We start from the raw sequence: 26592 nt of genomic DNA, 5'->3' as shown, positions 1-26592 counted from the left end.
CTCCCGGCGGTGGCGGCGGCTTCGGCCCCCGTCCCGGCGGCTTCGGCGGTCGTCCCGGCGGCCCCGGCGGCCGTGGTGGCACGCAGGGCGCGTTCGGTCGCGGCCCCGGCGGCCGTCCGGCGCGCGGCCGAAAGAGCAAGCGCCAGCGGCGCCAGGAGTACGAGGCCATGCAGGCCCCGTCCGTGGGCGGTGTGCTGCTGCCCCGCGGCAACGGCCAGACCGTGCGCCTGTCGCGCGGTGCCTCGCTCACCGACTTCGCCGAGAAGATCAACGCCAACCCGGCGTCGCTCGTCCAGGTGATGCTCAACCTCGGTGAGATGGTCACGGCCACCCAGTCGGTCTCGGACTCCACCCTGGAGCTGCTGGCCGGCGAGATGAACTACGTGCTGGAGATCGTCAGCCCGGAGGAGGAGGACCGCGAGCTGCTCGAGTCCTTCTCGATCGAGTTCGGCGAGGACGAGGGCGGCGAGGAGATGCTCGTCTCCCGTCCCCCGGTGGTCACCGTCATGGGTCACGTCGACCACGGCAAGACCCGCCTGCTCGACGCGATCCGCAAGACCAACGTGGTCGCGGGCGAGGCCGGCGGCATCACCCAGCACATCGGCGCCTACCAGGTCGCCACGGACGTCAACGGTGAAGAGCGCGCCATCACCTTCATCGACACCCCCGGTCACGAGGCGTTCACCGCCATGCGTGCCCGTGGTGCGAAGTCCACCGACATCGCGATCCTGGTGGTCGCGGCCAACGACGGTGTGATGCCGCAGACGATCGAGGCGCTGAACCACGCCAAGGCGGCCGAGGTGCCGATCGTGGTCGCGGTCAACAAGATCGACGTCGAGGGCGCCGACCCGACCAAGGTGCGCGGCCAGCTCACCGAGTTCGGTCTGGTGGCCGAGGAGTACGGCGGCGACACCATGTTCGTCGACATCTCCGCCAAGCAGGGCCTGAACATCGACAGCCTGCTCGAGGCCGTGATCCTCACCGCGGACGCCTCGCTCGACCTGCGTGCCAACCCGGAGCAGGACGCGCAGGGCATCGCGATCGAGGCCCACCTGGACAAGGGGCGCGGCGCCGTGGCGACCGTCCTGGTCCAGCGCGGCACCCTGCGGGTCGGCGACACGATGGTCGTCGGCGACGCGTACGGCCGCGTCCGCGCCATGCTCGACGACAAGGGCGAGAACGTGGAGGAGGCGACCCCGTCGACTCCGGTGCTCGTCCTCGGTCTGACCAACGTGCCCGGCGCCGGCGACAACTTCCTGGTCGTCGACGAGGACCGCACCGCCCGGCAGATCGCCGAGAAGCGCGCGGCGCGCGAGCGCAACGTCCGCTTCGCCCGCAAGGGCGTCCGGTTCTCCCTGGAGAACCTGGACGAGGCGCTCAAGGCCGGCCTGGTGCAGGAACTCAACCTCATCATCAAGGGCGACGCGTCCGGATCGGTCGAGGCCCTGGAGTCCTCGCTGCTCCAGCTCGACGTCGGCGACGAGGTCGACATCCGGGTCCTGCACCGCGGTGTGGGTGCGGTCACCGAGTCGGACATCGACCTGGCGACCGGCTCCGACGCCATCGTGATCGGCTTCAACGTCCGTGCGGCCGGCCGTGCCGCGCAGATGGCCGAGCGCGAAGGCGTGGACGTCCGCTACTACTCGGTGATCTACCAGGCCATCGAGGAGATCGAAGCGGCGCTCAAGGGCATGCTCAAGCCGGAGTACGAGGAGGTCGAGCTGGGCACCGCGGAGATCCGCGAGGTCTTCCGCTCCTCCAAGCTCGGCAACATCGCCGGTGTGCTGGTCCGCTCCGGCGAGGTCAGGCGCAACACCAAGGCCCGGCTGCTCCGCGACGGCAAGGTCATCGCGGAGAACCTCAACATCGAGGGCCTGCGTCGCTTCAAGGACGACGTCACCGAGATTCGTGAGGGTTACGAGGGCGGTATCAACCTCGGCAACTACAACGACATCAAGATCGACGACGTCATCGCGACGTACGAGATGCGCGAGAAGCCGCGCGGCTGATGCCGCGGTCCGGCCGTACGGAACTCCGTACGGCCGGGCGACGGCTCTGGGCCGGGGCCGGTCGGCGGGGGAAATCCCGTCGATCGGTCCCGGCCGTCGCCTGTAACGTCGTACCCATGTATGCAGGCACGTTGTGCTTCGACCTGCTCCTGGGTGACGTACGGTCCCTGAAGGAGAAGCGGTCCGTCGTCCGTCCGATCGTCGCCGAGCTGCACCGGAAGTTCGGGGTGAGCGTGGCGGAGACCGGCGAGCAGGACCTCTATCGCAGGGCCGAAATAGGAATCGCGGTGGTGTCGGGAGACCTCGGGCACCTCAAGGGCGTACTCGACCGGTGCGAGCGCTGGATGATCGCCCGTCCCGAAGTGGAACTGCTGTCGGCACGGCAGCGCATCCACGGTGACGACGACTGACGAACGACCAGGACACAGAGAGAAGAAGACGATGACCGACACCGCGCGGGCGCGCAAGCTGGCCGACCGCATCCGGGTCGTGGTCGCGGAGACCCTGCAGCGGCGGATCAAGGACCCGCGGCTGGGCTACGTGACGATCACCGACACCCGGGTCACCGGCGACCTCCGGGAGGCGACGGTCTTCTACACGGTCTACGGCGACGACGAGGAGCGGGCCGCCTCCGCCGCCGCACTGGAGAGCGCCAAGGGCGTGCTCCGTTCCGAGGTGGGCCGGCAGACCGGGGTGCGCTTCACGCCCACCCTGGCCTTCGTCGCCGACGCCCTGCCGGACAACGCGCGGACCATCGACGACCTGCTGGCCAAGGCAAGGGCCGCCGACGAGGAGGTCCGCAAGACCGCCACGGACGCGCAGTACGCGGGGGAGGCGGACCCCTACCGCAAGCCGGCCGACGAGGACGGCGAACTCGACGACGAGGACGAGGGCGGTACGTCGCCGGCATGACCTCCCGTACCGCAGTTCCCTCCGGGCTGGTCGTCGTCGACAAGCCCGGAGGGCTCACCTCGCACGGCGTCGTCTCCCGCATGCGCCGGCTGGCCGGCACCCGCAGGGTCGGCCACGCGGGCACCCTCGACCCGATGGCGACCGGCGTCCTGATCATCGGCGTGGAGAAGGCCACCAGGCTGCTCGGCCACCTCGCGCTGACCGAGAAGGAGTACGTCGCCACCATCCGGCTCGGCCAGACCACGGTCACCGACGACGCCGAGGGCGACGTCACCGCGACGGCGCCGCCCGACGCGGTCGCCGCGATCACCCCGGAGGCCCTCGGCGCCGGGATCGCCGCGCTCACCGGCCCGATCCAGCAGGTGCCGTCCAAGGTCAGCGCGATCAAGGTCAACGGCGTGCGGTCCTACACCCGGGTGCGCGAGGGCGAGGACTTCGAGCTTCCCGCGCGCCCCGTGACGGTCTCGTCCTTCACGGTCCAGGACGTCCGGCCCGCCCCCGGGGTGCTCGACCTCTACGTCACCGTGGTCTGCTCCTCCGGTACGTACATCAGGGCGCTGGCCCGCGACCTCGGCGCCGGGCTCGGCGTCGGCGGCCACCTCACGGCGCTGCGCCGCACCCGGGTCGGCCCGTACGACCTCGCGGGGGCGCACACGCTCGAGCAGCTGACCGAGGACTTCGGAGTCCTCCCCATCGAGGACGCCGCCGCTGCGGCCTTCCCCCGCTGGGACGTCGACGCGCAGCAGGCCGACCTGCTGGGGCACGGGGTGCGCATCCGGACGCCGGAACTGGCTCCCGGCCCGCACGCCGTCTTCGGCCCCGACGGCCGCCTGCTGGCCCTCGTGGAGTCGCGCGAAGGCCAGGCCCGTATCGTCGCGGGCTTCCCGGCGTAGCCCCTGCGGGGGGCTCGCCGGGCTCCCTCCCACGCGCGTGGGCGGGCGGACGGCCCCCGCCGGGGTGCCTTCTTGTCGTCCGGGGGTCTTCTGCCGATGGTGGGCGGCCCCGCCGGACTGCCTTGTCCTGTTGCGCCGGGACCCTCCGCCGGTGGCGGGTGCCTCCGGGGTGCCTCGTCCTGTCGCCCCGGGACCTTCTGCCGGCGGTGGGCTGGCCCTGCAGTTCCCCGCGCCCCTGAAGCGGTTGCCCTCTGCCGTTCGGCAACTGGGGAAGGCCCCGGTCCCCGTCGGGTCACCCGGGTGGTGGGGCGCTCGGGGTGAGGCGGGGCGCGCGAGGGGGCGCCTTCGCTTGGTGATCTAGGCGTGGAGATCAACCGACACTACCGTCGAAGCGGGACGAACTGGGCGCGGTAGTGGGGGAGGTGCCGGCATGGCGGCGGCGGCACGGGGCTCGGCAGGCGGCGGACCGGACGACGTACTCGTCCGGGTCTGCGACCTCGCCGGACGCCCCCGCGGCACCGGCTTCCTCGCCGACGGCGACGGCACGATGCTGACCAGCCACGAGGCCGTCGACGGCCTCGCCCGGCTGGTCCTGCACGCCCCGGGCGGGCAGCTGTGCCTGGTCGAGGCCGCGGCCATCACCGCGCTTCCCGAGCAGGGCCTCGCCCTGGTGGCCACCGAAGGGCTGAGCGTGCCGCCGCAGGCGCTGGCACCCGCAGGCCCCGCGCACCCCGAGCGGCGGATACGGGTCCGGCTGCCGCAGCGCACCGAAGGCTCGGTGCTGGGCACGGCGACGGTGACGTACACCGCCACCGACCGCTTCCACCTGCTGGAGGACGTCTACGAACTCGCCCTGGACGGCACCGACCTGAGCCGCGTGCCGCCGCAGGCGTCCGGCACACCGGTGGTCGACGCGATGACCGGCGCGGTGCTCGGCGTCGTCGCAACCGCACTGCACGCCGGGCACCGCGCCGCCGGGTTCGCGCTGCCGCTGCGGCCCGCGGGAGCCCCGCGCGCGCTGGCCGACCTGCTCGCGCGCAACGCCGCGACCGTGCCCGGCTACGGCCCGCACCTGAATCTCGCCGGTGCGCTGCAGCTCGCCGCGACCTCCGTCGGCACCGCGTCAGGCCCCGCCGAGTGGCGCGAGCCGGTCGCGCGCCCGGACGTGTCCGGCGCCCTGCGGGACTTCCTCACCGCCGGCGGCGAGGGCGCCCCGCTGGTGCTCGGCCTGGTCGGCGAACCCGGCACCGGCCGCAGCACCGAGCTGGCCCGGCTCGCCGCCGACCGGACCCGCGGCGCGCTTCCCGCGCCCACCGTGTGGCTGCGGGGCGCAGAGCTGCGCCCCGCGGACGGCGGCATCAAGGACGCGGTGGAGCGCTCGCTGCGCACCGCGGCCCGGATCGTCGGCGCCGCCACGACCTCGGAGCCGCTGCACGCCTCGCCCGACGCCGTCGCCGACCTCGCGCGCGCCGCGGGACGCCCGCTGCTGATCGTCCTCGACGCCCCGGAGGAGATGCCCCCGGTCCTCGCCCACGCCCTCGCCGACTGGACCGCGGGCACCGCGAGCTGGCTGCGGGCGGGCGCGGCCCGGCTCGTCGTGGCCTGCCGGCCCGAGTTCTGGGACCAGGCCGGCCGGCTGCTGCCCGCAGCCCTGCTGCACGGGCGGCCCGCACCCGCACCGCACGACGACGGCGGACAGCCGCTGCCGCCGTGCGTGCCCGTCGGCGACCTGGACACGGCCCAGGCCGCGGCGGCCCGTGAACGGTACGGCGTACCCGACGGCGTGCTCGGCAGCACCGACGAAGCGCATCCGCTGACGCTGCGGCTGCTGTCCGAGGTGCGCGCGGCCGTCCCCGGGGGCGCGGACGGCACCCCGTCACGCGGGGAGGTCTTCGCCGCCCACCTCGACCTGGTGTGCCTGCGGATCGCGGTCCGGCTGGCAGCCGCCGCGGAGCCGCCGGTACGCGGCACCGGGGTGCGGCGGCTGGCCGCCCGGGTCGCGGGCCAGGTACACGAGGCCGCCCGCCGCTGCCTCGGGCCGGGCCAGGGCGAGCTGGACCGTGAGGCCTTCGAGGAGCTGTTCCCGTGGCGTACGGGCTGGGCCTCCGCAGTGCTGACCGAAGGCCTGCTCGTCCCCGCAGGCGCCGGCTACCGCTTCGCCCACGAGGAGGCCGCCGACTGGCTGCAGGCCGCGCACCTGGACCTGGACGCGGCCCTGCACGCCCTGGTCCACCGCTGGTTCGCCGCCCCGGCCGCGGGCTCCGCGGACGCGCCCGTACGCCTCCCCTCCCGGCCGGCCGCCCGCGCCGGGCAGCCGCCGCCCGTACCGCCGGCCCCAGCGGTCGCCCGGCCGTCAGGACCCCGCTCGCTGCCCGTGCCCCGGCACCGCGCGGGACCGGTCGTCCAGGCGCTGCTGATGGCGCCGCCCGGCATCCTGACCGGGCATCTGGCCGACCTGGTCCAGGCCCTGGACCACAGGACACCGCCGCCCACCCGCTGCACCCCACGCAAGGCGCCCGCACTGCCACCGCCCTCCGCCGACCTCGACGCCGACACGGTGCCCAACCCCCGTACCCGCCGCGCCTTTCGCGCCGAGGCGACGCGGCCGCTCGACCCGGACGACGGCGGCTGGCCCGACGGCGTGTCGGTCGCCGGGCGCCCCGCCCTGCCCGGCCCCGCCGAGCGGCGCGGCGACGCCCTGTGGTGGGCGGCACACCTGCTGCGCGAGGTGCTGCTGCGACTGCCGGACGCCACGGTCTGCCGCGAAGTGCTGCGCGACCTGGCCGCGAGGACGGCCGTACGCGCGGTGGAGCGCGGCGGGTTCACGGCCGAGGGCATGAGCGGGCTCGGCGACTTCGGGCCGAGGTTCTGGCGCCGGGTGCGGCTGCCGCTCGCGGAGCGACTCGAACTGCTGCGGCTGCTGCTCCCCGCCGACGGCCCGCCGGGCGTGCCGGACCGCCAGGACCGCTTCCTGACCGGGGTCGCCGAGCTGCTGTGCGCGCGCCCTGCCGAGGTGCTGCCCGGCGTGTGCGGCTGGTTCGACGACGACCGTCCGCTGCAGGCCCCGCCGGGTCTCGACGGGCTGCGGCTGACCGTCGCCTCCGCCGCCCAGGCCCTGCTGCACACCCACCGCAGGCTGGCCGTGGACGACCTGACAGAGGCCCTCGTCGCCGCGGCGCACCCGGGCGCCGACGAGCTGCTGGCCGCACTGGCGGAGGACGAGCCGTCGGCGGTGTGCCGCGCCGTCGACCGCTGGGCGCACGACCCGCGCCCGGCCCGGCACGTCGCGGCGGCCGCTTACGGCCCGCGCGCCGCCCTCCACGTGCGTTCGGACGCCGACCGCGAACTGCTCCGCTACGCCGCCCTCGTCATCCTCGCCCGGCCCGGCGACTGCTCGCTGCACGGTGCCGCGCTGGGCATGCTGGTCCGCGACCCGGCCACGCGCGGCCGCCACCTTCCGGCCGCGCTCGACCGCTTCTCCGCGGGAGACCCCCGGCTGCCTGCCGGTGCGCTGGCCGTGGCGCTGACCAGCCACCCGGAGCCGGTACTCGCCGCCTTCCAGGCCCGTCTGCGGTCCGCGGAGGACGGCGCCGCGGAGCTGCTCGCGGAGATGGCCGCTGTCACCGACCCGGCGCTCGCCCGCAGGACCGCTGCCCTGGTCCAGGACCACCTGCGGCACCGGCCGGCCGGCGCGGCGGGCGTCGCCCGCTTCCTCGACCTGCGGCTCGAACAGGGTCCAGGGGTCCGGGCCGTCGTCCTCCCGCTGACCTCCGCGCTGCTGCGCGACAACCCGCCGGAGGTCCGCGGCGCCCTGGCCGCGGTGCTCGCCGCACCCGGGAGCCACCTGTCCCGGCCGCTGCGCCAGGAACTGCTGGACGCGGCGCTGGAGACCGAGCGCGACCCCGACGTCCTGGACGCCCTGCTCACCGCCGCCGCCGACGGCGCAGGCCGCCGCCCGCCCCCGCTGACCCATGACCTGGTGCGCCGCCTCGCCCTGCTGCTGGGCCGCACCCCCGAGGGCACCGCCCGCTTCGACCGCCGCATCGTCGAACTCGCCGCCACCACCCCCGACTTCTCCCGCCTGCTGCTCGGCTGGCTCACCGACACCGCCATCTGGGACCCCCTCCTCGGCCCGAGCGCCCGCCGCCGCCTCAGCCGGACCCCCGGCTGAGCGCCGCCCCGCGCGAGGCGGTGGGCTTTCGGGGGGCGTGGGGAACTGCACACCCGGCGCGGAGAAGGGCACCAGGCCGGGCCGGGGGGCCACCGTGCCCGCGGACATGGCAGTCTTGGCTCTGCAGAAAAGCGAATGTCAGGGATTCAGCGAGGGAAGCGGAGCGTCAAGGTGCAGCGCTGGCGGGGCTTGGATGACGTTCCCGGTGACTGGGGACGCTGCGTCGTCACCATCGGCTCCTACGACGGCGTCCACCGGGGCCACCAGCTGATCATGGGCCGTGCGGTGGAGCGGGCCCGTGAGACGGGGCTGCCGTCGGTCGTCGTGACCTTCGACCCGCACCCCAGCGAGGTGGTCAGGCCCGGCAGCCACCCGCCGCTGCTGTCCGCCCACCACCACCGCGCGGAGCTGGTCTCCGCGCTTGGCGTGGACGCGCTGCTCATCATCCCCTTCACCAGCGAATTCTCCCGGCTCTCGCCGAGCGAGTTCGTCCGGACGGTGCTGGTGGACGGGCTGCACGCCAAGTACGTGGTCGAGGGTCCGAACTTCCGCTTCGGCCACAGGGCGGCCGGCGACGTCGACGTCCTCTCCGCGCTCGGCCTGAAGTACGACTACGAGCTGGAGGTCGTGGACCTCTTCATGAGCGGCGCCGCCGGGGGCGGCGAGCCGTTCTCCTCCAGCCTGACCCGGAGGCTGATCAGCGCGGGTGACGTGGAGGGCGCAGCCGAGGTGCTCGGCCGGCCGCACCGGGTCGAGGGCGTCGTCGTGCGCGGCGCGCAGCGCGGCCGGGACCTGGGCTACCCCACCGCCAACGTCGAGACGCTGCCGCACACCGCCATCCCCGCCGACGGTGTCTACGCGGGATGGCTGCACGTCGGTGACGAGGCCATGCCCGCGGCGATCTCGGTCGGCACCAACCCGACCTTCGACGGCACCGCCAGGACCGTCGAGGCCTACGCCATCGACCGGGTCGACCTGGACCTCTACGGCCTGCACGTGGCCGTGGACTTCCTGACGTACCTGCGCGGGATGGAGAAGTTCGACACGATCGACGCGCTGCTCGAACGGATGGCCGACGACGTGAAGCGGGCCAGGGACCTGGTCGGGGCGGCTACCCAGCCCACCCGGTCCGACGGCTAGCGCCGCAACCGCCGGGGGCGCTCGACCCTCCGGGTCCTCCAGCTCCTCCGGGTCCTGCACCGGCCCGGGGGATGCTCAGGTCGGGCGAACCAGCCGGGTCTCGTAGGCGAAGACCACCGCCTGGACGCGGTCGCGCAACTCCAGCTTGACCAGCACGCGGCTGAAGTGGGTCTTCACCGTGGCCTCCGCCAGGTGCAGCGACGCGGCGATCTCCGCGTTCGACAATCCGCGGCCCACCTCCACCAGTACCTCGCGCTCCCTGGCCGTCAGCCGCGACAGCCGCTCGTTCGCCTCAGGCCCGTCGGCACCGCCCGCGGCCGGCAGCTGGTGCGCGAAGTTCTCCAGCAGCCGCCGGGTGATGCGCGGCGCGACCACCGCGTCCCCCGCCGCCACCGACCGGATCGCCGCCAGCAACTCCTCGGGCAGCGCGTTCTTCAGCAGAAAACCCGACGCACCCGCCCGCAGCCCGGCGAACGCGTACTCGTCCAGGTCGAAGGTCGTCAGGATCAGCACCTTCGACTGCGGGCAGCTCTCGATGATCCTGGCCGTCGCCTCGATGCCGTCCGTGCCCGGCATCCGGACGTCCATCAGCACCACGTCGGGACGCAGCTCCCCGGTGAGCCGCACCGCCTGGGCGCCGTCGCCCGCCTCGCCCACCGCCTGCATGTCGGCCTGGGCGTCCAGCACCATCGTGAACGCCATCCGCAGCAGCGGCTCGTCGTCGACCAGCAGCACCCGGATCACCGGTGCCGCCTCCTGCCTGCGCGGGACCGCCCGCCCGGGCGCGGCACCGCCCGCGGTCCGGGCTGCGGCGGGTGCGGATTCTGCGGTCACAACGGCTCCGGAGTGGTCAGAGTGAGAACGGCGGCCACCTGCCAGCCGCCGCCGGGCAGCGGCCCTGCCGTCAGCCTGCCGCCGTAAGCCGCGGCACGCTCACGCATCCCGGGGAGCCCATGTCCCGTGGACGCGGCGGGGTCGCGCGGCACCGCAGGCCCGGCGCCGTCGTCGGTCACCGTGACCGTCACCGCGTCCGGCGCACATTCGACCCGCACCTCCGCCCTGGTACCCGCCGGAGCGTGCTTCAAGGTGTTGGTCAACGCCTCCTGCACCAGCCGGTAGACGGTCAGCTGCGCCGCGACCGGCACGTCCGACGGATCGCCCGCCACCCCGAGCCGGGTCGGCAGCCCCGTCGCCCGCACCTGCTCGACCAGCGCCGACAGCTGGCCGATCCCCGGCATCGGATGCCGCAGCGCGTCCGGCTCGTCAGCCCGCAGCACCCCCAGGAAGCGCCGCATGTCGGTGATGGCCTGCCGCCCGGTCGCCGACACCTGCCGCATCGCGGTGGCCGCCCGCTCCGGGTTGCGCCGCTGGGCGAAGACCGCGCCGTCCGCGAGCGCGACCATCACCGACAGGTTGTGCGTCACGATGTCGTGCATCTCCCGGGCGATCCTGGCCCGCTCCCCGGCCACCGCGAGCTGCGCCTGCTGGTCCCGTTCCCGCTCCAGCCGGACCGCCCGGTCCTCCAGCGACGCCAACCGGTCCCGCCGGCTGCGCATGTTGAGCCCCAGCACCATCGCCGCGGTCGCCATCGCCGACAGCGACACGAACGTCCCCGCACCCCTGTCGTGCACCGACCACCGCAGTGTCGCCAGCAGGATTCCGCCCTCCAGCACGGCGAACGCCAGCAACGCACGGCGCCGGCTGCTGTAGGCCGCCACCGCGTACAGGGCGATCAGCAGCGCCACATCCGTCGGAATCCGCACGTCGAAGCACCACTGCACCAGGGCGGTACCCGCGACGGTGCAGAACACCGCCATCGGTGCCCTTCGCCGCCAGATCAACGGCAGTACCAGTGCCGCGTGCAGCGGCAGCAGCGTCTGCGGGTGGGCGCAGAGGGGCGCACGCAGCGCAGCCGCGGTCGCCAGGAACAGCCCCACCGCGAACACCGCGTCCACTGCGGGCGGCGACAGCCGCACCCAACAGGCCACCCGGGCATAGCCGACCCGGCCCACCTGCTCCGCCCAGGCCGCCGCCCGCCCCACCGGCCCTGTCGCGGGACCCGCGGCGCTGTCCACCGCCTCGACCCCGCCGGCCGGCAACGGCCCCTGGACTGAAGGGGCCAGACCCGAGGGCTGGCCCGCTTCCTGGACCGCCGCCTCCGCGGGCTGCCCGCCCGACGACGGCACCGCGAACGTCATGGCGCCACCGTCACGCGTCGCGCCGCTTGAGCAGCACCGCGGCCGCCGCCAGCGCAAGCGCCGCATACAGGCAGAACACCGCGAATCCCGTCCATGGCGCCAGCGTATGCGCCTCCCTGTGCAGGGCGATCAACGACTGGCCCGCATTGCTCGGCAGCCACTGGTTGACATGGTTCGACCAGGACGTGGGCAGGGCCTCAGCGAGCACCGGCACCACCAGCAGCAGCCCGAACACCGTGGCGATACCGCCTGCCGTGTTCCTGATCAGCGCGCCGATCGCCACCCCGAGCAGACCCACGACGGTGAGATACAGGCCGACGCCCATCACCTGGCGCAGCACGCCCGGATCGCCCAGCGACGTACCTATGTGCTTCGAGGACATCGTCGCCTGGCCGATCAGGAAGGCGACGAGCGCACCCGCGGTCATCAGCACCCATGTGACCGCGGCATACAGGCCCGCCTTCGCCCACAACACCGGCAGCCTGCCCGGCACCGCCGACAGCGACGCCCGGATCATCCCGGTCGCGTACTCGCCGCTGATCATCAGCACTCCGAGCACTCCCACCGCGAGCTGCGCCAGGAAGAAGCCCCGCAGGCTCGTCATGCCGGGCTCGAAATCGGCCCGCTCATGCGGGTTCATACCGGCCCAGTGGCTTGCGGTGAACGCCGAGAACAGCGCCCCGAGCCCGACCAGCGCCACCACGGCCGCTATCAGCGTGTAGAAGGTGGAGCGCAGACTGCGCATCTTGATCCACTCGGAGTGGAGCACCCGCAGCTGGGTGACCTGGCCGCGCGGGGCGGTCGGCGCGGCCGGCGGCACGGCGCCGCCCGCCATGACCGTGCTGGTGGTCGTACTCATGCCGGCTGTCCTTCCCGCTCGCGTGCAGGGGCGTGATACTCCACGGCATCCCTGGTCATCTCCATGAACGCCTCTTCCAAGGACGCCTGCTGCGGCGTCAACTCGGCCAGGGCTATCCCGGAGTCCGCGGCGATCCGGCCGATCCGGTCGCTGCTCAGCCCCGTGACCTCGAGCACCTCGCGCTCGGTCGAACTCACCGTGACGTCACGCCCTGCCAGCGCCTGGCGCAGCCGGTCCGCCTCCTCCGTCCGCACCCGCACCGACGTGCCCGCGGCGGACCGGACGAACTCCGCCACCGAGGTGTCGGCCATCAGCCGCCCGCGGCCGATGACGATCAGATGCTCGGCGGTCAGCGCCATCTCGGACATCAGATGCGACGACAGCAGCACCGTACGGCCCTCGGCAGCGAGATCCTTGAGCAGATTGCGGATCCACAGGATGCCCTCGGGATCAAGCCCGTTCACCGGCTCGTCGAGCACCAGCGTCGCCGGGTCGCCGAGGAGCGCGCTGGCGATGCCCAGCCGCTGTCCCATGCCCAGCGAGAAGCCGCCCGCCCGCTTGCGCGCGACCTCGCGCAGACCCACGATGTCGATCACCTCGTCCACCCGGCGGCGCGGTATCCCCGTGGTGGCGGCCAACGCCAGCAGGTGGTTGTAGGCGCTCCGCCCCGTGTGGATCGCCCGCGCCTCCAGCATGGCGCCGACCTCGTGCAGCGGCGCCCGATGCTGCGCATACCGCTTTCCGTTGACCGACACCCGCCCGGAGGTCGGTGCGTCGAGCCCGAGGATCATCCGCATCGTCGTCGACTTCCCCGCGCCGTTCGGCCCGAGAAAACCCGTGACGGCGCCGGGCCGCACGGTGAAACTCAGCTCGGTCACGGCGGCGCGCTCGCCGTAGCGTTTGGTCAGGGCGTGGGCTTCGATCATGGGAAGGACCTCTTGCCATGCGTGGGAGGGGGTCGATCAGGATGTCTCCATCGTCCGTTTCCCGACCTCCTCGCGCGACGGTCCACGGGCGGATTTCGAACCGCTCCCGCTGCATCCCCGGGGGGACACCGCGTACGACCGGTGGGGTACTCGGCCCCCCACAGCCCGTACACGCCAAGGGGCCGCCGCCGTGGAGACCCACGACGGCGGCCCGATGACCGCGCGGTGCTTTCCGCCCCGCTGCCCCTACTGCTGGGGCGGTGGGGGCGGCGGGTAGCCGTAACCCTGCTGCTCCGGCTGTTGCTGGGGCACCGGCCAGCCCTGCTGCGGCTGGGGTGCCTGGGGCTGCGGCGACTGCGGCTGGAAAGGTTGCACCGGCGGCTGCTGCCCGCCGGGACCGGCCTGCGGATACGGCTGCGGGGCCTGCGGCGGGCCACCGTACTGCGCGGGCGGGGCCTGCCCCGGCTGCATCGGTTGACCGTAGGGCGGCTGGCCGGGCTGACCCGGTTGGCCGGGCTGCATGGGCTGCGCGGGCTGACCCGGCACCGGGTAACCGGCCGGCGCACCGCCGTACGGCCCGGGCGCCCCGTAGGGACCCGGCATCGGCGGTGCCTGGTGCGGCGGCTGGTTCTGGCCGTCCGCCGTCCAGAGCCCCTGCGCCTGCTGGGCGCGGATGAAGTCCTCCGCGACCATCGCGGAGAGGTTGAAGTACGCCTCCCGGGTCTTCGGACGCATCATGTCGAGGTCCACCTCGGCGCCCGCTGCCAGGTGCTCGTCGAACGGCACCACCTGCACCCCGCGGCAGCGGGTCTGGAAGTGCGACACGATGTCCTCGACCTTGATCATCTTCCCGGTCTCGCGGACACCCGAGATCACCGTGATGCTGCGCGCCACCAGGTCGGCGTAGCCGTGCGCCGAGAGCCAGTCCAGCGTCGTGCTCGCGCTGGAGGCGCCGTCCACGGACGGCGTCGACACGATGATCAGCTGGTCGGCCAGGTCCAGCACCCCGCGCATCGCGCTGTAGAGCAGACCCGTGCCGGAGTCCGTGAGGATCACCGGATACTGCCGGCCGAGCACGTCGATCGCCCGCCGGTAGTCCTCGTCGCTGAACGCCGTCGACACGGCCGGGTCCACGTCGTTGGCGATGATCTCAAGGCCGGACGGCGCCTGCGAGGTGAAGCGGCGGATGTCCATGTAGCTGTTGAGATAAGGGATCGCCTGGACCAGGTCGCGGATCGTCGCACCGGTCTCGCGCCGCACCCGGCGGCCGAGGGTGCCGGCGTCGGGGTTCGCGTCGATCGCCAGGATCTTGTCCTGCCGCTCGTTGGCGAGCGTCGAACCCAGTGCGGTCGTGGTCGTCGTCTTGCCGACGCCGCCCTTGAGGCTGATCACGGCGATCCGGTAGCACGACAGCACCGGGGTGCGGATCAGCTCCAGCTTCCGCTGCCGCTCCGCCTCCTCCTTCTTGCCGCCGATCTTGAACCGGCTCGGCTGGGCGTTGGCCCCCGGCTTCTTCGGCTTCGGCTGGTTGCGCAGCAGCCGGTCCGAGGACAGTTCGACTGCGGCGGTGTAGCCCAGCGGCGCCCCGCCGTGCGTCGTGCGCTGCCGCTGATCGGGTGTCACCGTGGGCCAGCCGCCGGACCGTGGGTCCACAGGACCTGGCTGCGCCGCCGGTGCGGCCGGGTCGCCGCCCTGCCGCGGGTCGATTCCCTGGCCCTGCTGCGGCGCGCCCTGTTGCTGCTGCGGCTGCGCTGGGTACGGCGCCGGCAGGTTCTGCGCGGCAGGCTGCTGCGGGAAGCCGTACCCGCCCTGCGCGGGCAGCGGCGGCAGCGGACCCGCGGCCTCGGGCTCCGTGCCCACGGGCTGCGGGTGACCGGGCTGCGGAGGCGGCGGAAAACCGTAACCCCCCTGTGGGGGCAACGCCCAGTTCTCCACCGGTGCGGCCGGCTGCTGCGGCAACCCGGTCGGTACGGCACCGTGAGCCTGCGGCGGCTGCGGGGGTTGGGGCTGCTGCGGGAAGCCGTAACCGCCCTGCTGAGGTGCCGGCGGCGGGAAGCCGTAACCGCCCTGGCCGGCCTCCTGAGGCGCCGGAGGCTGGGGGAAGCCGTAGCCGCTCGGCGGGTTGGGCTGGGCCGTTGCCGCGGGAAGGTTCGGCGCGGGCGGCGGGAAGCCGTAACCGTCCGGGGGACCCGGCTGCGCCGGGGCCGGCGGCTCGGAGGCGGGATAGCCCTGCGGCGGTGCGGGCGCAGGCGGGGGATAGGCCGCCGGCGGACCCTGGGGCGGACCGGCCTGGCCGACGGGAGGCGCCGCGGTAGCCGGGAAGGACTGCGAACTCTCCGGAGTCGGAAACTGCGGTTCCGCCCGCTCGAAGTGCGGCGGCAGCGGCGGCACCGCACTCTGCGGCGCCGCGGGCGCCCACGGCTGCGGTTCCGCAACCGGCGCCTGCGGCAGCGGCGTCCACACCGGCGCCCGGTTCGCGGGCGGCAAGTCATCGGGCACGGCATCCTGCGGCGGCGCCTCAACCGGCCGCGCGTCCTGCGGCTCCGCCGGCACCTCCTCCGCAGGCAGCTCTTCCGCGGCTACCGGCGTGGGCACGGCGTCCTGCGGCTCTTCGGCGGGCGGCGCCGGCGGGCGCGGTTCGGTCGGCGCAATGTCCTCGATCTTTACGCCGGCCCGCTCCTCGATCTCCTGGCGCAGCGCCGCGGCGGTGAACCGTACGGTCTCCCGGGCCACCAGGTCGCCCCGCGCCTCCGCGTCGTCCTCGTCGTCGGCCAATTGCCGCGGCTCGGCAGCGGGTTGCGGTTCGGCTTCCGGCGCGGGGGCCGGAGCTGCGGGCTCGGGCACCACGGGGGATACCGGGGTGCCGGACCAGACGGGGGATTGGGGCTCGGCGCTCGGCGCCTCCGGCTCCCGCGCCTCGGGTGCCGGCGGCGGCACGGCGGCTGCCGACCAGGACTCGCCGCCGGCCAACGGCGTTGCTCCTGCCGCGGGTTCCTGCGGTGCCCGCGGCGGCAGCATCTCCCACACCGGTACGCGCGTCGTCACGTCCTCGGCCGCCGCCACGCCGGGCTCCGGCGCGGCCGGTGCCTCGGGCGCCGCAGGTGCCGGCGCCTCGACCGGCTCGGGCTGCGGCTGTTGCGCCGCCGCCCCGCCCGCGCCCTCGTCGCTGATCTCGCTGCCGTTCTGCATGTACCAGGCCGGCGGGGTGAAGTCGAAGCGGTACTCGCCCGTCACGTCGCCTTCGGCCGGTTCCTCGACAGGGGCGGCCCCGCCCGCGCGGTTGTCGTCCCGATCGCTGTTCACTGTGCCTCCCGGTCTGCGTCGGGGAGCTACCTGTCGCCGGCTCCCCGCCCCGTGCGCCGCAGGGCGAGCGCCCATCCGCCACTGTCCTGCCGCTCTCGACGGACAGCCTAATCGCCGGGGGACGTCCGCCGTCAGGCCGCCCGCTCCCGCTTCCCTCATTCCCCCACCACCGCGCACCGCTAACGGCTACGGGACGCGCCTCTTCTTCCCCTGCACAATGTGCTCCGCCTTCCCGGCGGCCTTCCCACACTACGACCCACCCCGCCCCTCCCGTGCCCGGTGACGAGCCCGAGCCTTCACAACTCCCTTGCAGCCACGGCACTACGCCAAGTCCGCAGGCAGAAGCGAGCAGAACTACCGGCCCCAGCCGGCGCGGCACGGCGCGGCGCGGTACTGAACCACGGCAAGGGGCACTCACCCATGGCGCGGGGAATTGCGCGCCCGGCCAGGACGCGGCGGTGGGCGCCATGCCACGTGAGGGCCAGCAACCCATGGGCGCGGGGAACTGCGCGCCCAGCCACGGTGGCGCAGCGGGCGTCATGCCACCGCAAGTGGCCCCCGTCAGCGCCGCGCAGGCGAATGCGCCGTAACAGCCCCCCGCCCCGGCAGGGCCGGGCCGCAGTCGCGGTGGAACGGTCCCCGGCCGGCCGGGGTCAGTCGATACGACGGGCCTCCCCGAGGAGGCCCACCTCCGCATCGGTCGGCTGCAGCAGCACGAACTGCCGATGCTGCGGGGTGCCCCAGAGCATGACGCCGTCGCCGAGCGCGGGCAGTGCCGCGGCCTCCTCGCGGGTCAGCCGCAGCACCTTGGCCAGGATCTCCGCCTCCTGCGGGGAGACCCGCTGGATGCCGACGAGACCGGCCTCACCGAGCAGCCGGGGCGCCTGCGGGCCGAGGAAGGGCAGCAGCGTCAGCACGGCCTGCCACGGCGCCTTCGCGAGGCGGCTGCGCGGCGGGTACGTACCGCAGTCGCGGACGACCAGCACCGGGCTGGACACCGTAGGACCCTGCGAGGGGAGTTCCTTGACGTCGTGCACGGTCATGCACTGCTGCCCGCCGCCCGCGTCCCGCGCCAGCGGGGTCCAGACCTGCGGGCGGGCCGACTCGACCGCGACGCGTGCACCGGTGCCCACCGCGCGCAGCGCCAGCACCTGGGCGGTCCACACGCTGCCGATCACCACGACGTCCAGTTGCGCCGGTCGGAACAGGCCGAGGACCGCGGGATTCCCCGCCTCGTCGATGCCCGAGACGACCCCGTCGTCGCCCAGCGGCAGCGACATCGCGTCGAGTTGCCGCACCGACAGCCCGTGCCGGTCCCGGCGCGGTCCGCGCAGTCCGAAGCCGGGCCTGGCCTTGCGGCGCTGCGGGGGCAGCGCCTGGCCCGGCTCCCCGCTGGGCCGCATTCCCGCGCGCGGCCCCTGGTGCATCGGCTGAGTGGACATCAGCTGGTACCTCCCAGCGGCAGCGTGGCCAGCACACCGGGCAGCTGCTCCCGGTCGAGCCGGACGAGGCCCACCTTGTGCCGGCGCGCGACCCGTTCCAGTTCCCGACGTGCCGCGGTGAGCTGGCGGTCGTCCCGGGCGGTTATCCGTACGTACGCGCTGAGGGCCGGTGTCTGGCCGGTGCCGCGGCTCAGCGTCAGGGCGAAGCTGCCCGCCATCGCGGGCACCGCGGTCAGCGCGGTGACCGTACGGGCGGTGGGCAGGGCTCCACCGCCCTGCGGCCAGCGGCCCACCCAGTACGTGGTGTGCCAGCGGTCGTCACACCGCCAGGCGCGGCTGCGCTCCAGCGTTCTGCGCTGGCCGGTGCCGATCCGCCCCGCCAGTGCCGTCGCCAGCGGATTGACACCCGCCGACGTGGCCAGTGCCGCGGTCAGCTCCTCCTCGTCCAGCACGGAGGCCTCGAAGCCGGCTCCGGCCAGCCTGCTGGCCAGATGGTCAGCGGCCCGCAGCACGGCACGCTGGGCGCCGCCGAGACCGCCCCCGCGGGCCAGCACCGCCTCCGGGCACAACTCCGGGTCGAGCTTGAGCGCGACCCAGGTCACCCGTATCGCCGGCGTACCGTACTGCGCCTGCAGCGGCCCGTACGACACCGCCGCGACCGCCTGCGCGGGCAGATGCGGGGCGGGGGCGGGCTGGACGTGCTGCACGACCTGGACCGACGCCAGCGAGATGTCGTCGACCTCCAGCGCGTCGTAGAGCAACCCCAGCGGCATGGGCCGGGCAGTACGCAGCGGTTCGTCCCGCGACTGCACCAGCAGCACCGCCGTCAGGAACGTGCCGTCGCCGACCATGCCGACGCTGCGTTCCCGCCGCCGCCCGGTGAAGGTGTACGTCCGCAGGGCCGGGTCGCACTCGGTGATCGGCGCCAGCGCCGGGTCGATGAGCCCTGAACCCGCGGCAATTGCCGCGCCGCCCGGTGTCCCCGTCTCCCGCGCGGCCTCCCTGGCCGCCTCGCGCTGCCTGCGCCGCATCGCCATCACACTGGTCAGCCACTCCGGCAGCGGCCTGCCCCGGCGCCGCAGCACCGCCGCGGCCACCAGCACAACCGCCACCGCGGCACACGGCACCATCACCGCCCGGCTGGTAGCCGCACCGATCGCGACCAGCGCGGCAGCCACCTCGAGCATGGCCAGTTGGTGCAACCGGAGCACACCGATCCGTCCAGGACGCGAACTCAGATGCAGTGCGGCCGGTGCCGGACCGTGTCTGCGGTCTCGGTGTGGTGTGCTTGCGGTGGTCATCCCCCTGCGCCCTCCGTCGTGCGGCGTCATGATGTCCGCTCACCGTACCGGTGTCGTAGGACATGCGGCGCACCCGGCATAGTAGGGGACCGACCCTGCCCACGCGACGGCACGGTGCCTGAAGGCAGCGGGTCCCAGCGGACGTCACCCGGGGGGAAAGCGGAACGATGGCCTCACGCAAGGAACAGCTCAACGCCTACACCTTCGCGCGCAAACGCATGGTGGCGGCATTTCTCCAGCCCAACCCGGCCGGGTCCGACGAGGGCGCCCCGCGCCCGCTGCGCACGTTGGTGCCCGGCATCGTCGTCGGCGCCGTCCTGCTCGCGGGCTTCGGTGCCTGGGGACTGATAAGCCCCTCGGTGCCGCACGGTTGGGACGCGCCGGGCAAGCATGTGATAGTCGCCGACGAATCGACCACGCGCTACGTCGTACTGAACGACGCCGACACCCACAAGCCGGTGCTGCACCCCGTGCTGAACATGGCGTCCGCGCGACTGCTGCTCGACCCCGGGGCCTACGACGTCATCAAGGTCAAGGAGTCCGTGCTCGACCACAGCGGACTCAAGCACGGCGCCACCATAGGCATCCCCTACGCGCCCGACCGGCTGCCCAGCGCCGCCGACGCGGCCAAGGCGAAGGTGTGGGCGGTCTGCGACCGGCCTGGCGGCGGGACGAGCCACATCGCCCAGCAGGCGGTGTTCGTGCTCAGCGGCGACGAGGCGGCCGTCATGAGCGGCCCGTCCAAGCTCAGCGGCAACCAGGTGCTCTACGTGCAGGACCAGGACGGCGTCCAATACCTCGTCGACCCCGACGGGACCAAGTTCGTCCTCGGCGGCACCGACTCGAAGAGCCACGCGCCGGAGGAGATGAACCTCCTGCTGCGCACCCTCTTCGGCGAGGACCCGCAGCCGCAGACCGTCTCCGACACCTGGCTCGCCACGCTGCCCAAGGGGTCCCCCATCCGGTTCCCGTCCATCACCGGCCGCGGCGACACGAAGAAGGTCGTGGGCGTGCCCGGGGGCAGCACCACCGTCGGCACCGTGCTGCGGGCTGCCACGGGGAAGGGCGACGAGTACTACGTCGTCACCGAGGACGGCGTCGCGCCGATCAGCCGGTTCGCGTCACTGCTCCTCCTCCAGGCGAACACCCAGACCGCCCCGGTGCAGACCAGCATCCCGGTCAGTCTGCAGCAGTCCATCGTGCCGGGCGACTGGCCGCAGAGCGACCCCAGCCAGGTCAACACGCCGACGGGCGACTCACCCCGCAACGTCTCGTGCAGCGTGCTGCAGAGCGGCGAGACTGGGGCGACGGGGGTGACGGGAGCGAAGCGGACTCTGTGGGCGGGCAAGGACTACCCCGAGCAGATCGTCGAGGGCGCCAGCAGCGCGTACGTGACGCCCGGCAGCGGCCTGCTCTACCAGGAGGTCAGCGGCACCGACACCAGCGGCGGCTTCCTGTTCCTGGTCACCGACACCGGCCTGCGGTACGCGGTCTCGCGCAACAACGACAGCGCCGGGGCCAACAAGGCGTCCAACGCAAAGCAGGAGACCAACCAGGCGTCGGTCCGGCTCGGCTACCAGGACGTCAAGCCGATGTCGATCCCGTCCAGATGGTCCGAACTTCTACCGAAGGGACCGTCATTGGACACGGCAAGTGCGGCACAACCACAGGGATCCTGATCGCGCCGTGCAACGGGATCTGGGTAAACTCGACTCAGGTGGTGTCTGTGGCCACCGGGGTCATGGGGGAGGGCGACGTTCGAATGGAAGCACCAGTAGATGGCGGCGGGGGCGGCAGTCTGCACGTTGCGCTGGAGGATCTGCGCAGCTTCAAGACCCGTGTGGACGGTCTGCTCGACGAGCTGGACGGCTCGGACTTCGCGCCCAAGGAGATCGGTCAGGGGCGGGTCAAGTCCGTTCAGATCGGCAGCGGTTTCGGTGAGGCCGCGGACCTGATGAGGGCGTACGACTACGTCCACGGCCAGCTCGAACAGCTGTCGTTGACGCTGGCCAACCAGATCGAGGCCATGAGCCTCTCGCTGCACATCGGGCACTCGACGTTCAAGAACGTCGACCTCGGAACCCAGCGCAAGCTCCTCGACCTGAACGACCAGATCGTCCAGGCGTACAACCCGACTCTGGACCCGAACGCGCCCAAGGCCAACATCGCGGGACAGCCCGCGGCCCCCCCGGCCACAGACAGCGGCAGCGGTTCGCAGGCGGGCAGCGGAGGCGTCGGATGACCGGCGGCCGAACGAACAACCGAACAGAAGACGGGGGCAGGACATGACCGACCAGTCAGGGAGCACTCCCGGCGGGTTGTTCGGCAACGTGGTGAAGGCGGTCGAGCACGCGCTCGACTTCTCGCGCACGGACTTCGAGTCGTTCTCGCACGAGCAGATGCTGAGCATGGTCCAGCACGCCGACCCCGAGGCACTGGCCGGGTTCGGTGACCGCCTCACCACGGCCGTCACCAAGATCAACCAGATCGGCACGGACCTCAACGACCACATCGCGTACGTCGACTGGGAGGGCACGTCAGGCGCCGCCTTCAAGGACTGGGGCAAGAACGTCGCCAAGTCCACGCTGGCGCTGGGCGACTACGCCGACTCGACCGGCAAGGCGCTCACCGCCGCCGCCGACACGCTGCGCACGGTCAAGCGCGACATCCCGAAGGTCCCGGCCGGCCCGAAGGCCACGTACGACGCCCTGCACGCCGACCCCACGGCCCGCCACGACCCGGACGGCCAGAAGGAAATCGCGCAAGCCCACACGCAGTTGGAGACCGCCCGCATCCAGGCGGCGGACCAGATGCACAAGCTGGCGCAGTCGTACTCGTTCTCCACGGCGATCATCAACAACTCGAAGCCGCCGACGTATCCGCCGATGCCGGCGACGTTTGTGCCGCCGCCAGGGGCCCGTGCGATCGACCCCTCGCACTACACCTCCGCCTCGAGTTCGTCCTCCCCGTACACATCGGGCAGTAGTAGCAGCTCGTCGCACTCGGTGAAGCCCGCGGATCACGGTGGGGTGGAGAAGGTTTCGGCCAGCGGCGACGTGTCGCATCTGTCCACGACCGGGTCGCCGATCGCGTCCGTGCCGAACAACAGCGCGCCGCCGGTCACGCAGATCCAGTCGACCGGTCCGCTGACTCCGGTTGCGCCGACGCAGCCGAGTCCGGTGGCACCGACCACCAATGGTGGCGGTCCCAACCTGAGTGGGCCGAACCTCACCAATTCGTTCCAGCCGATCCCCAACCAGAACCAGCAGTTCGGCCGCCCCGGTCCGACGCTGCCGAACCAGCTGCGAAACGTCGAACCGATCAGCACCTCCGGTGGTCCGCGCGGTAACGGCCCGTTCAACCCACGGAACATGGCGACATCGCCTGCCGAGGAGATCGGTGCTGCGCCGCCCGTTCGGCGCAGCACGACCAACGGCATCTACGGGGGCCGTCCCACGAACGAGCCGGAGATGTTCGGCGGCCGTACTCAGGGTCAGGTTCCCCGCGGCAGCGTCATCGGCGGCCGGGGTGCCGCCGCACGGATGCCTGGCGGTGGTATGGCAGAGGGCGGCAGCCCCGGCATGGGCGGCCGTAGCGGTATGAACCGCAGCAGCGCAGGCCGGCTGGCGAGCGAGCCCGGCGGGGTCGTCGGCCGCACACCGGCTGGTGAGTTCGCGCCCGGGACGGGTCGCTCCTCCGACCGGGACCGGCGTCGCAACAGCCGCCGTCCCGATCACCTGATCGAAGAAGACGACTGGATCCCGACCCGTGACGACGTCGCGCCGCCGGTTATCGACTGACCTGACGGCGATCCGACCGAGCTGTACCGCGAGGAGAAGAGCGATGAAACGCCGGGCACGTACCTGGGTACAACGTGCCCTGGCTGTCGCCGCCGCAAGCGGCGCCCTGATGCTGAGCATCGGGGCGCTGCCCGCGCAGGCGCAGACCGTGCGTCAATTGCAATGGCATGTTGACGCGATGCGCCTGCCCGAGGCTTGGAAGATCAGTAAAGGCGCAGGCATCACCGTTGCTGTGATTGATACGGGCGTCGATCGAACCATCCCGGATCTGAAGGGGCAGGTGCTCGACGGGAAGAGCTTCACTTATCCCGTCGATTCGCCCTACGACGACAAGATCGGCCACGGAACCGGCATGTCGAGCCTTATCGCCGGGACGGGGATTGCCGATGGTGGCACGGGGGCAATCGGCGTGGCCCCTGAGGCCAAGATTCTTCCGATCCGGATCCTTAACGATCCGCGCGACACGAACGAGGCAGCTAGCGCAGAGTCCTTCACCCTTGAATTGGACAAGGCGCTGCGCTTCGCTGCCGATAGCCAAGCGCGAATTATCAACATCTCGCAGGCGGTGCCAGCCACGTCGCTTCGACCTGAGGACATCGCAGGGTTGCAAGACGCCGTCGACTATGCTCGATCCAAGGGAAAGTTGATCATCGCTGGGTCTGGCAACTCTGGTGAGCACGGCAGCCCGAAGCAATATCCCGCCGCAAGTCGTGGTGTCGTTGGTGCGGGTGCACTGGATCGCAACGGTAAGGCGCTGACTCTGTCCAACAAGGGCCCGGAGGTAGACCTCTCCGCCGTGGGTGACAACATCTCGAAGGCGTGCCCGAGCGGGATCCGGGCCAACTGCGTCAACACAAGCAGTGGCACCAGTGACGCCTCCGCCCTCACCTCCGGCTCCGCCGCCCTCGTCTGGTCCGCCCACCCCACGTGGACCGCCAACCAGGTCCTGCGGGTGCTGCTCAACACCGCGTCGAAGCCCACCGACGGGGCGGAGCGGAACGACTCGATCGGGTACGGCGCGGTGCGGCCCCGGGTGGCCCTCCAGACGCCCGGGGATCCCGGGCCCGCCGGTGTCTACCCGTTGGCGCAGCACGAGGGCTGGGAGCAGTCCGCGGAGCCGTCCGCGACGGCAACCTCGGGGGCCGAAGGCACGCCGGCACCGGCGCCCTCGGCCTCGTCCTCGGCTTCCTCGTCCGACCAAGCGGCAGATGGGGACTCCGGCGGCGGGGGCGGCAGTTCGACGCCGTGGATCGCGGCCGGCGCGGCCGTCGTCGTGCTGGCTGCGGCGGGGACGGCTCTGACCGTTCGCGGGCGGCGCCGACGCGCGGCTGCGGCTGCTTTTGTGGCGCAACCGCTACAACCGCCGCTGCCACCGCAGCAGTCACCGCCGTATGGTGGGTACCGGCCGCCGCCACCGCCGCCGCCCTATTAGGGCGCAACTGGGACCGCTGGGTTCCCTGTTGGGATCGGAAGGTGTTGTGGCTAGAGTGAGCGGGTAACGTATTCGCCCGCGACGACGTACACGCGATTGCATGGGGGAGGGGCAGAAACCATGACTGCCGGAATGAAAGTCACAGCGGCCTCGCTGGCCAAGCTGGAATCCGACATCTACGACATGGTCGGCTCGATGGACCGCCAGGTGAAGGCGCTCCAGACGGTGATCGACAACCTCGAGGGCCACTGGCGGGGTATCGGTGCCAACGCCTTCAACTCACAGCAGAGCCTGATCAACGAGGACCACCGTGTGCTGGCGATCCTGCTGAACAAGATCAAGGAAGCCGTGCACGACACCAACATCACGTCGGGCTCGACCGATGAGGACGTCCTTCAGGACATGAAGAGCGTCGACATCAACGGCAGCGCCGCAGGCAGCGGCATCGCCGGTCTCTGAGCTGGTCTCCGACCACCACGCCACGAGCCGTATCACCTACCTCCATGGGGGAGAATCATGTCCGATCCCGGTGAACTCAAGGTCACATATGCCTCGCTCGAGGAGGCCGCCGGCGCGATCAAGCACCAGGCCGGTCAGCTGGAGACCGACCTCGACAACCTGCTGACCCGCGTTCGCGCCGTCGCCGCGTACTGGGAAGGCGACGCGCAGACCGCTTTCCACGCGGTCGCGAACGAGTGGTCGAACCGTACGCACCACATGCACGAGGTGCTGGAGTCGATCGCGAGCAAGGTGCAGATTGCCAGCGGTCACTACAACGCTGCTGACAAGAAGGCCGCGTCGTACTTCGGCTGAACTGACCGGCCGTGCGGCCGACCCGGACCGGCTGGCCGTGGTGACGGCCGACCGGCGGGTCGGCGATGTGGCCGGCCCATTCGGGCGTACGGGCCGAGGAGAGGCGTCGTGAGGGTTGCAGGGCCGCCGTATCGGCGCGCGTTGTCCGTGGCATCTGCCGCGGCGGTGCTGGCGCTGATACCGGGCGCCGTTCTGGGCGCGGCCGGGACCGCGACCGCCTCTCCCGCCCCGCCCGGTGCGCCCGCTTCAGTCAAGCCTGATTCGCCGCGCGCGGCCGAGCCGTTGGACGGCGACGGCCAGTGCACCTTCCCCGCGCCGCCCGTGAAGCAGACCCCCTGGTCGTTGCAGCGCGTGCTGATGAACCAGTTGTGGCAGAGCACCCGGGGCAAGGGCGTCAACGTCGCGGTGATCGACTCGGGGGTGGATGTCAGGAACCCCCAGTTGACCGGGGCAGTGGACACCGCCCACAGCACCGACCTGGTCGATCCCAAGGGCCACGGCACCACGGACCCGGTCGGGCACGGTACGGAGGTGGCCGGCATCATCGCCGCCCGCCCCGCGGCTTCCACCGGTTTCGTGGGTATCGCACCCGAGGCGACGATCATCTCGATCCGGCAGGCGAACCAGGACGGCACCGGCACCGTGCCGCACCTGGTGACGGCGCTGCAGAGGGCGGTTGCCGCTCACGCCAAGGTCATCAACATCTCGCAGGACACCTCCCGCAGCACACCCGAGCTGGAGAACGCGATCGAGGCGGCCGTACGGGCCGACGTCGTGGTCGTCGCCTCTGCGGGCAACGACGGGGGCGACGGCAAGGCGCGTGCGACGTATCCCGGCGCCTACCCGGGCGTGCTGGCGGTCGGGGCTTCGGACCGGAACAACGAGCGCGCCTCCTTCTCCCAGGCGGGGGATTTCGTGGGCGTGGCCGCGCCGGGCGTGGACATGCTGTCGACCGTCCCAATCGGTGGCCAGTGCGTCGACAACGGCACCAGTTTCGCGGCGCCTTATGTCGCCGGTGTCGCCACGCTGATCCGTGCGAAGCACCCGAAGTGGACCGCGCAGCAGGTCATCGCGCAGATCGAGCAGACCGCGCAGCGCACCTCGCTCGGGCACAACTCGCTGGTCGGCTGGGGCGTCGTGGACCCGGTGCGCGCGCTCACCGACGACGGGAAGCCGATCGAGTCGCCGACACCCGACCCCGGTGTCCTCAAAGGCCAGGACCGGGTCGTGCCCGCCGCGCTGACGTTCGGCGACCCCGCGCGGCAGCGGGAGAAGCGGACCGCGGCCTACGTGGTGAGCGGAATCGGTGTGACGCTGCTGCTGATCACCGGGACGACCGTGGCGCTGCGAGACCGCAGGCGCCGCTCCTGACCCCTCGGGCCTCCCGAGAGCC

Annotated in this window: 20 protein-coding genes; 13 read left to right on the top strand and 7 right to left on the bottom strand. The window is 72.6% G+C overall.

The window, feature by feature from the left end; genetic code table 11:
• From infB to NFU81_RS30680, 6 genes are all read left to right on the top strand, one after another.
• On the top strand, positions 1–2009 hold a 2009-nt coding region (gene infB / locus NFU81_RS30705; protein WP_251497148.1), incomplete at its 5' end, for a translation initiation factor IF-2.
• A 116-nt stretch (positions 2010–2125) separates the two neighbouring features.
• The gene (locus NFU81_RS30700; protein WP_251497145.1) at positions 2126–2419 is read left to right on the top strand and encodes a DUF503 domain-containing protein; all 294 of its coding nucleotides are present in this window, start codon (positions 2126–2128) and stop codon (positions 2417–2419) included.
• A 31-nt stretch (positions 2420–2450) separates the two neighbouring features.
• Positions 2451–2921, top strand: a complete 471-nt coding sequence (gene rbfA / locus NFU81_RS30695; RefSeq protein WP_251497142.1) for a 30S ribosome-binding factor RbfA — start codon at positions 2451–2453, stop codon at positions 2919–2921.
• The gene (gene truB / locus NFU81_RS30690) at positions 2918–3814 is read left to right on the top strand and encodes a tRNA pseudouridine(55) synthase TruB (RefSeq protein WP_251497139.1); all 897 of its coding nucleotides are present in this window, start codon (positions 2918–2920) and stop codon (positions 3812–3814) included. Before rbfA ends, truB begins: the two co-directional genes overlap by 4 nt.
• A gap of 430 nt (positions 3815–4244) precedes the next feature.
• The gene (locus tag NFU81_RS30685; RefSeq protein ID WP_251497136.1) at positions 4245–7985 is read left to right on the top strand and encodes a S1 family serine peptidase; all 3741 of its coding nucleotides are present in this window, start codon (positions 4245–4247) and stop codon (positions 7983–7985) included.
• Between the two features lie 171 nt (positions 7986–8156).
• Positions 8157–9125 carry a bifunctional riboflavin kinase/FAD synthetase gene (locus tag NFU81_RS30680; protein WP_251497133.1) on the top strand — a complete coding sequence of 323 codons (969 nt, stop codon included), beginning with the start codon at positions 8157–8159 and terminating at the stop codon, positions 9123–9125.
• 75 nt (positions 9126–9200) lie between these two features.
• On the opposite strand, the gene NFU81_RS30675 is transcribed toward NFU81_RS30680, so the two are convergent.
• From NFU81_RS30675 to eccE, 7 genes are all read right to left on the bottom strand, one after another.
• A complete protein-coding gene (locus tag NFU81_RS30675; RefSeq protein WP_274037888.1) occupies positions 9201–9869 on the bottom strand; it encodes a response regulator in 669 nt (222 codons plus the stop codon).
• Positions 9870–9955: 86 nt separating this feature from the next.
• The gene (locus NFU81_RS30670) at positions 9956–11323 is read right to left on the bottom strand and encodes a sensor histidine kinase (RefSeq protein WP_251497130.1); all 1368 of its coding nucleotides are present in this window, start codon (positions 11321–11323) and stop codon (positions 9956–9958) included.
• A gap of 10 nt (positions 11324–11333) precedes the next feature.
• Positions 11334–12182: an ABC transporter permease subunit gene (locus NFU81_RS30665; protein ID WP_251497127.1), complete on the bottom strand. Its 849-nt coding sequence runs from the start codon at positions 12180–12182 to the stop codon at positions 11334–11336.
• Positions 12179–13108, bottom strand: a complete 930-nt coding sequence (locus NFU81_RS30660; protein WP_251497124.1) for an ATP-binding cassette domain-containing protein — start codon at positions 13106–13108, stop codon at positions 12179–12181. The genes NFU81_RS30665 and NFU81_RS30660 overlap by 4 nt, the downstream gene beginning before the upstream one ends.
• A 246-nt stretch (positions 13109–13354) precedes the next feature.
• On the bottom strand, positions 13355–16411 hold the full coding sequence (locus NFU81_RS30655; protein ID WP_251497121.1) for an SCO5717 family growth-regulating ATPase: 3057 nt from the start codon (positions 16409–16411) through the stop codon (positions 13355–13357).
• Positions 16412–17064: 653 nt separating this feature from the next.
• Positions 17065–17853: a hypothetical protein gene (locus NFU81_RS30650; protein ID WP_251497118.1), complete on the bottom strand. Its 789-nt coding sequence runs from the start codon at positions 17851–17853 to the stop codon at positions 17065–17067.
• Positions 17853–19040 (bottom strand): type VII secretion protein EccE, encoded by a 1188-nt coding sequence (gene eccE, locus NFU81_RS30645; RefSeq protein WP_308208338.1) that lies wholly within the window; start codon positions 19038–19040, stop codon positions 17853–17855. Before eccE ends, NFU81_RS30650 begins: the two co-directional genes overlap by 1 nt.
• Before the next feature lie 281 nt (positions 19041–19321).
• On the opposite strand from eccE, the gene eccB reads away from it, so the two are divergent.
• The 7 genes from eccB to mycP (NFU81_RS30610) all read left to right on the top strand — a co-directional run bounded on the left by eccB (position 19322) and on the right by mycP (NFU81_RS30610) (position 26570).
• Positions 19322–20833: a type VII secretion protein EccB gene (eccB, locus tag NFU81_RS30640; protein WP_251497112.1), complete on the top strand. Its 1512-nt coding sequence runs from the start codon at positions 19322–19324 to the stop codon at positions 20831–20833.
• A gap of 83 nt (positions 20834–20916) precedes the next feature.
• Positions 20917–21396, top strand: a complete 480-nt coding sequence (locus tag NFU81_RS30635) for a hypothetical protein (RefSeq protein ID WP_251497087.1) — start codon at positions 20917–20919, stop codon at positions 21394–21396.
• Between the two features lie 76 nt (positions 21397–21472).
• A complete protein-coding gene (locus tag NFU81_RS30630; RefSeq protein WP_251497079.1) occupies positions 21473–22954 on the top strand; it encodes a WXG100 family type VII secretion target in 1482 nt (493 codons plus the stop codon).
• Positions 22955–22997: 43 nt separating this feature from the next.
• Entirely contained in the window at positions 22998–24386 is a 1389-nt protein-coding gene (gene mycP, locus NFU81_RS30625; protein ID WP_251497074.1) for a type VII secretion-associated serine protease mycosin, read from the top strand.
• A gap of 132 nt (positions 24387–24518) precedes the next feature.
• Positions 24519–24845: a WXG100 family type VII secretion target gene (locus tag NFU81_RS30620; RefSeq protein ID WP_251497071.1), complete on the top strand. Its 327-nt coding sequence runs from the start codon at positions 24519–24521 to the stop codon at positions 24843–24845.
• Positions 24846–24902: 57 nt separating this feature from the next.
• Entirely contained in the window at positions 24903–25199 is a 297-nt protein-coding gene (locus NFU81_RS30615; protein ID WP_251497068.1) for a WXG100 family type VII secretion target, read from the top strand.
• Between the two features lie 141 nt (positions 25200–25340).
• Positions 25341–26570, top strand: a complete 1230-nt coding sequence (gene mycP / locus NFU81_RS30610) for a type VII secretion-associated serine protease mycosin (protein WP_422665332.1) — start codon at positions 25341–25343, stop codon at positions 26568–26570.
• The last annotated feature ends 22 nt before the right edge of the window (positions 26571–26592 follow it).

It is taken from the genome of Actinacidiphila cocklensis, assembly GCF_907177275.1.
Classification (GTDB): Bacteria; Actinomycetota; Actinomycetes; order Streptomycetales; family Streptomycetaceae; genus Actinacidiphila; species Actinacidiphila cocklensis.
This window is presented reverse-complemented; position numbering and strand designations above follow the sequence as displayed.

Bases quoted from the DNA above. Each gene is read 5' to 3' on its own strand.
- eccB (WP_251497112.1), top strand. From the start codon at position 19,322: ATGGCCTCACGCAAGGAACAGCTCAACGCCTACACCTTCGCGCGCAAA.
- NFU81_RS30685 (WP_251497136.1), top strand. From the start codon at position 4,245: ATGGCGGCGGCGGCACGGGGCTCGGCAGGCGGCGGACCGGACGACGTA.
- truB (WP_251497139.1), top strand. From the start codon at position 2,918: ATGACCTCCCGTACCGCAGTTCCCTCCGGGCTGGTCGTCGTCGACAAG.
- NFU81_RS30660 (WP_251497124.1), bottom strand. From the start codon at position 13,108: ATGATCGAAGCCCACGCCCTGACCAAACGCTACGGCGAGCGCGCCGCC.
- rbfA (WP_251497142.1), top strand. From the start codon at position 2,451: ATGACCGACACCGCGCGGGCGCGCAAGCTGGCCGACCGCATCCGGGTC.
- NFU81_RS30700 (WP_251497145.1), top strand. From the start codon at position 2,126: ATGTATGCAGGCACGTTGTGCTTCGACCTGCTCCTGGGTGACGTACGG.
- NFU81_RS30635 (WP_251497087.1), top strand. From the start codon at position 20,917: ATGGAAGCACCAGTAGATGGCGGCGGGGGCGGCAGTCTGCACGTTGCG.
- NFU81_RS30620 (WP_251497071.1), top strand. From the start codon at position 24,519: ATGAAAGTCACAGCGGCCTCGCTGGCCAAGCTGGAATCCGACATCTAC.
- mycP (WP_251497074.1), top strand. From the start codon at position 22,998: ATGAAACGCCGGGCACGTACCTGGGTACAACGTGCCCTGGCTGTCGCC.
- NFU81_RS30615 (WP_251497068.1), top strand. From the start codon at position 24,903: ATGTCCGATCCCGGTGAACTCAAGGTCACATATGCCTCGCTCGAGGAG.
- NFU81_RS30665 (WP_251497127.1), bottom strand. From the start codon at position 12,182: ATGAGTACGACCACCAGCACGGTCATGGCGGGCGGCGCCGTGCCGCCG.
- eccE (WP_308208338.1), bottom strand. From the start codon at position 19,040: ATGCTCGAGGTGGCTGCCGCGCTGGTCGCGATCGGTGCGGCTACCAGC.
- NFU81_RS30670 (WP_251497130.1), bottom strand. From the start codon at position 11,323: ATGACGTTCGCGGTGCCGTCGTCGGGCGGGCAGCCCGCGGAGGCGGCG.
- NFU81_RS30650 (WP_251497118.1), bottom strand. From the start codon at position 17,853: ATGTCCACTCAGCCGATGCACCAGGGGCCGCGCGCGGGAATGCGGCCC.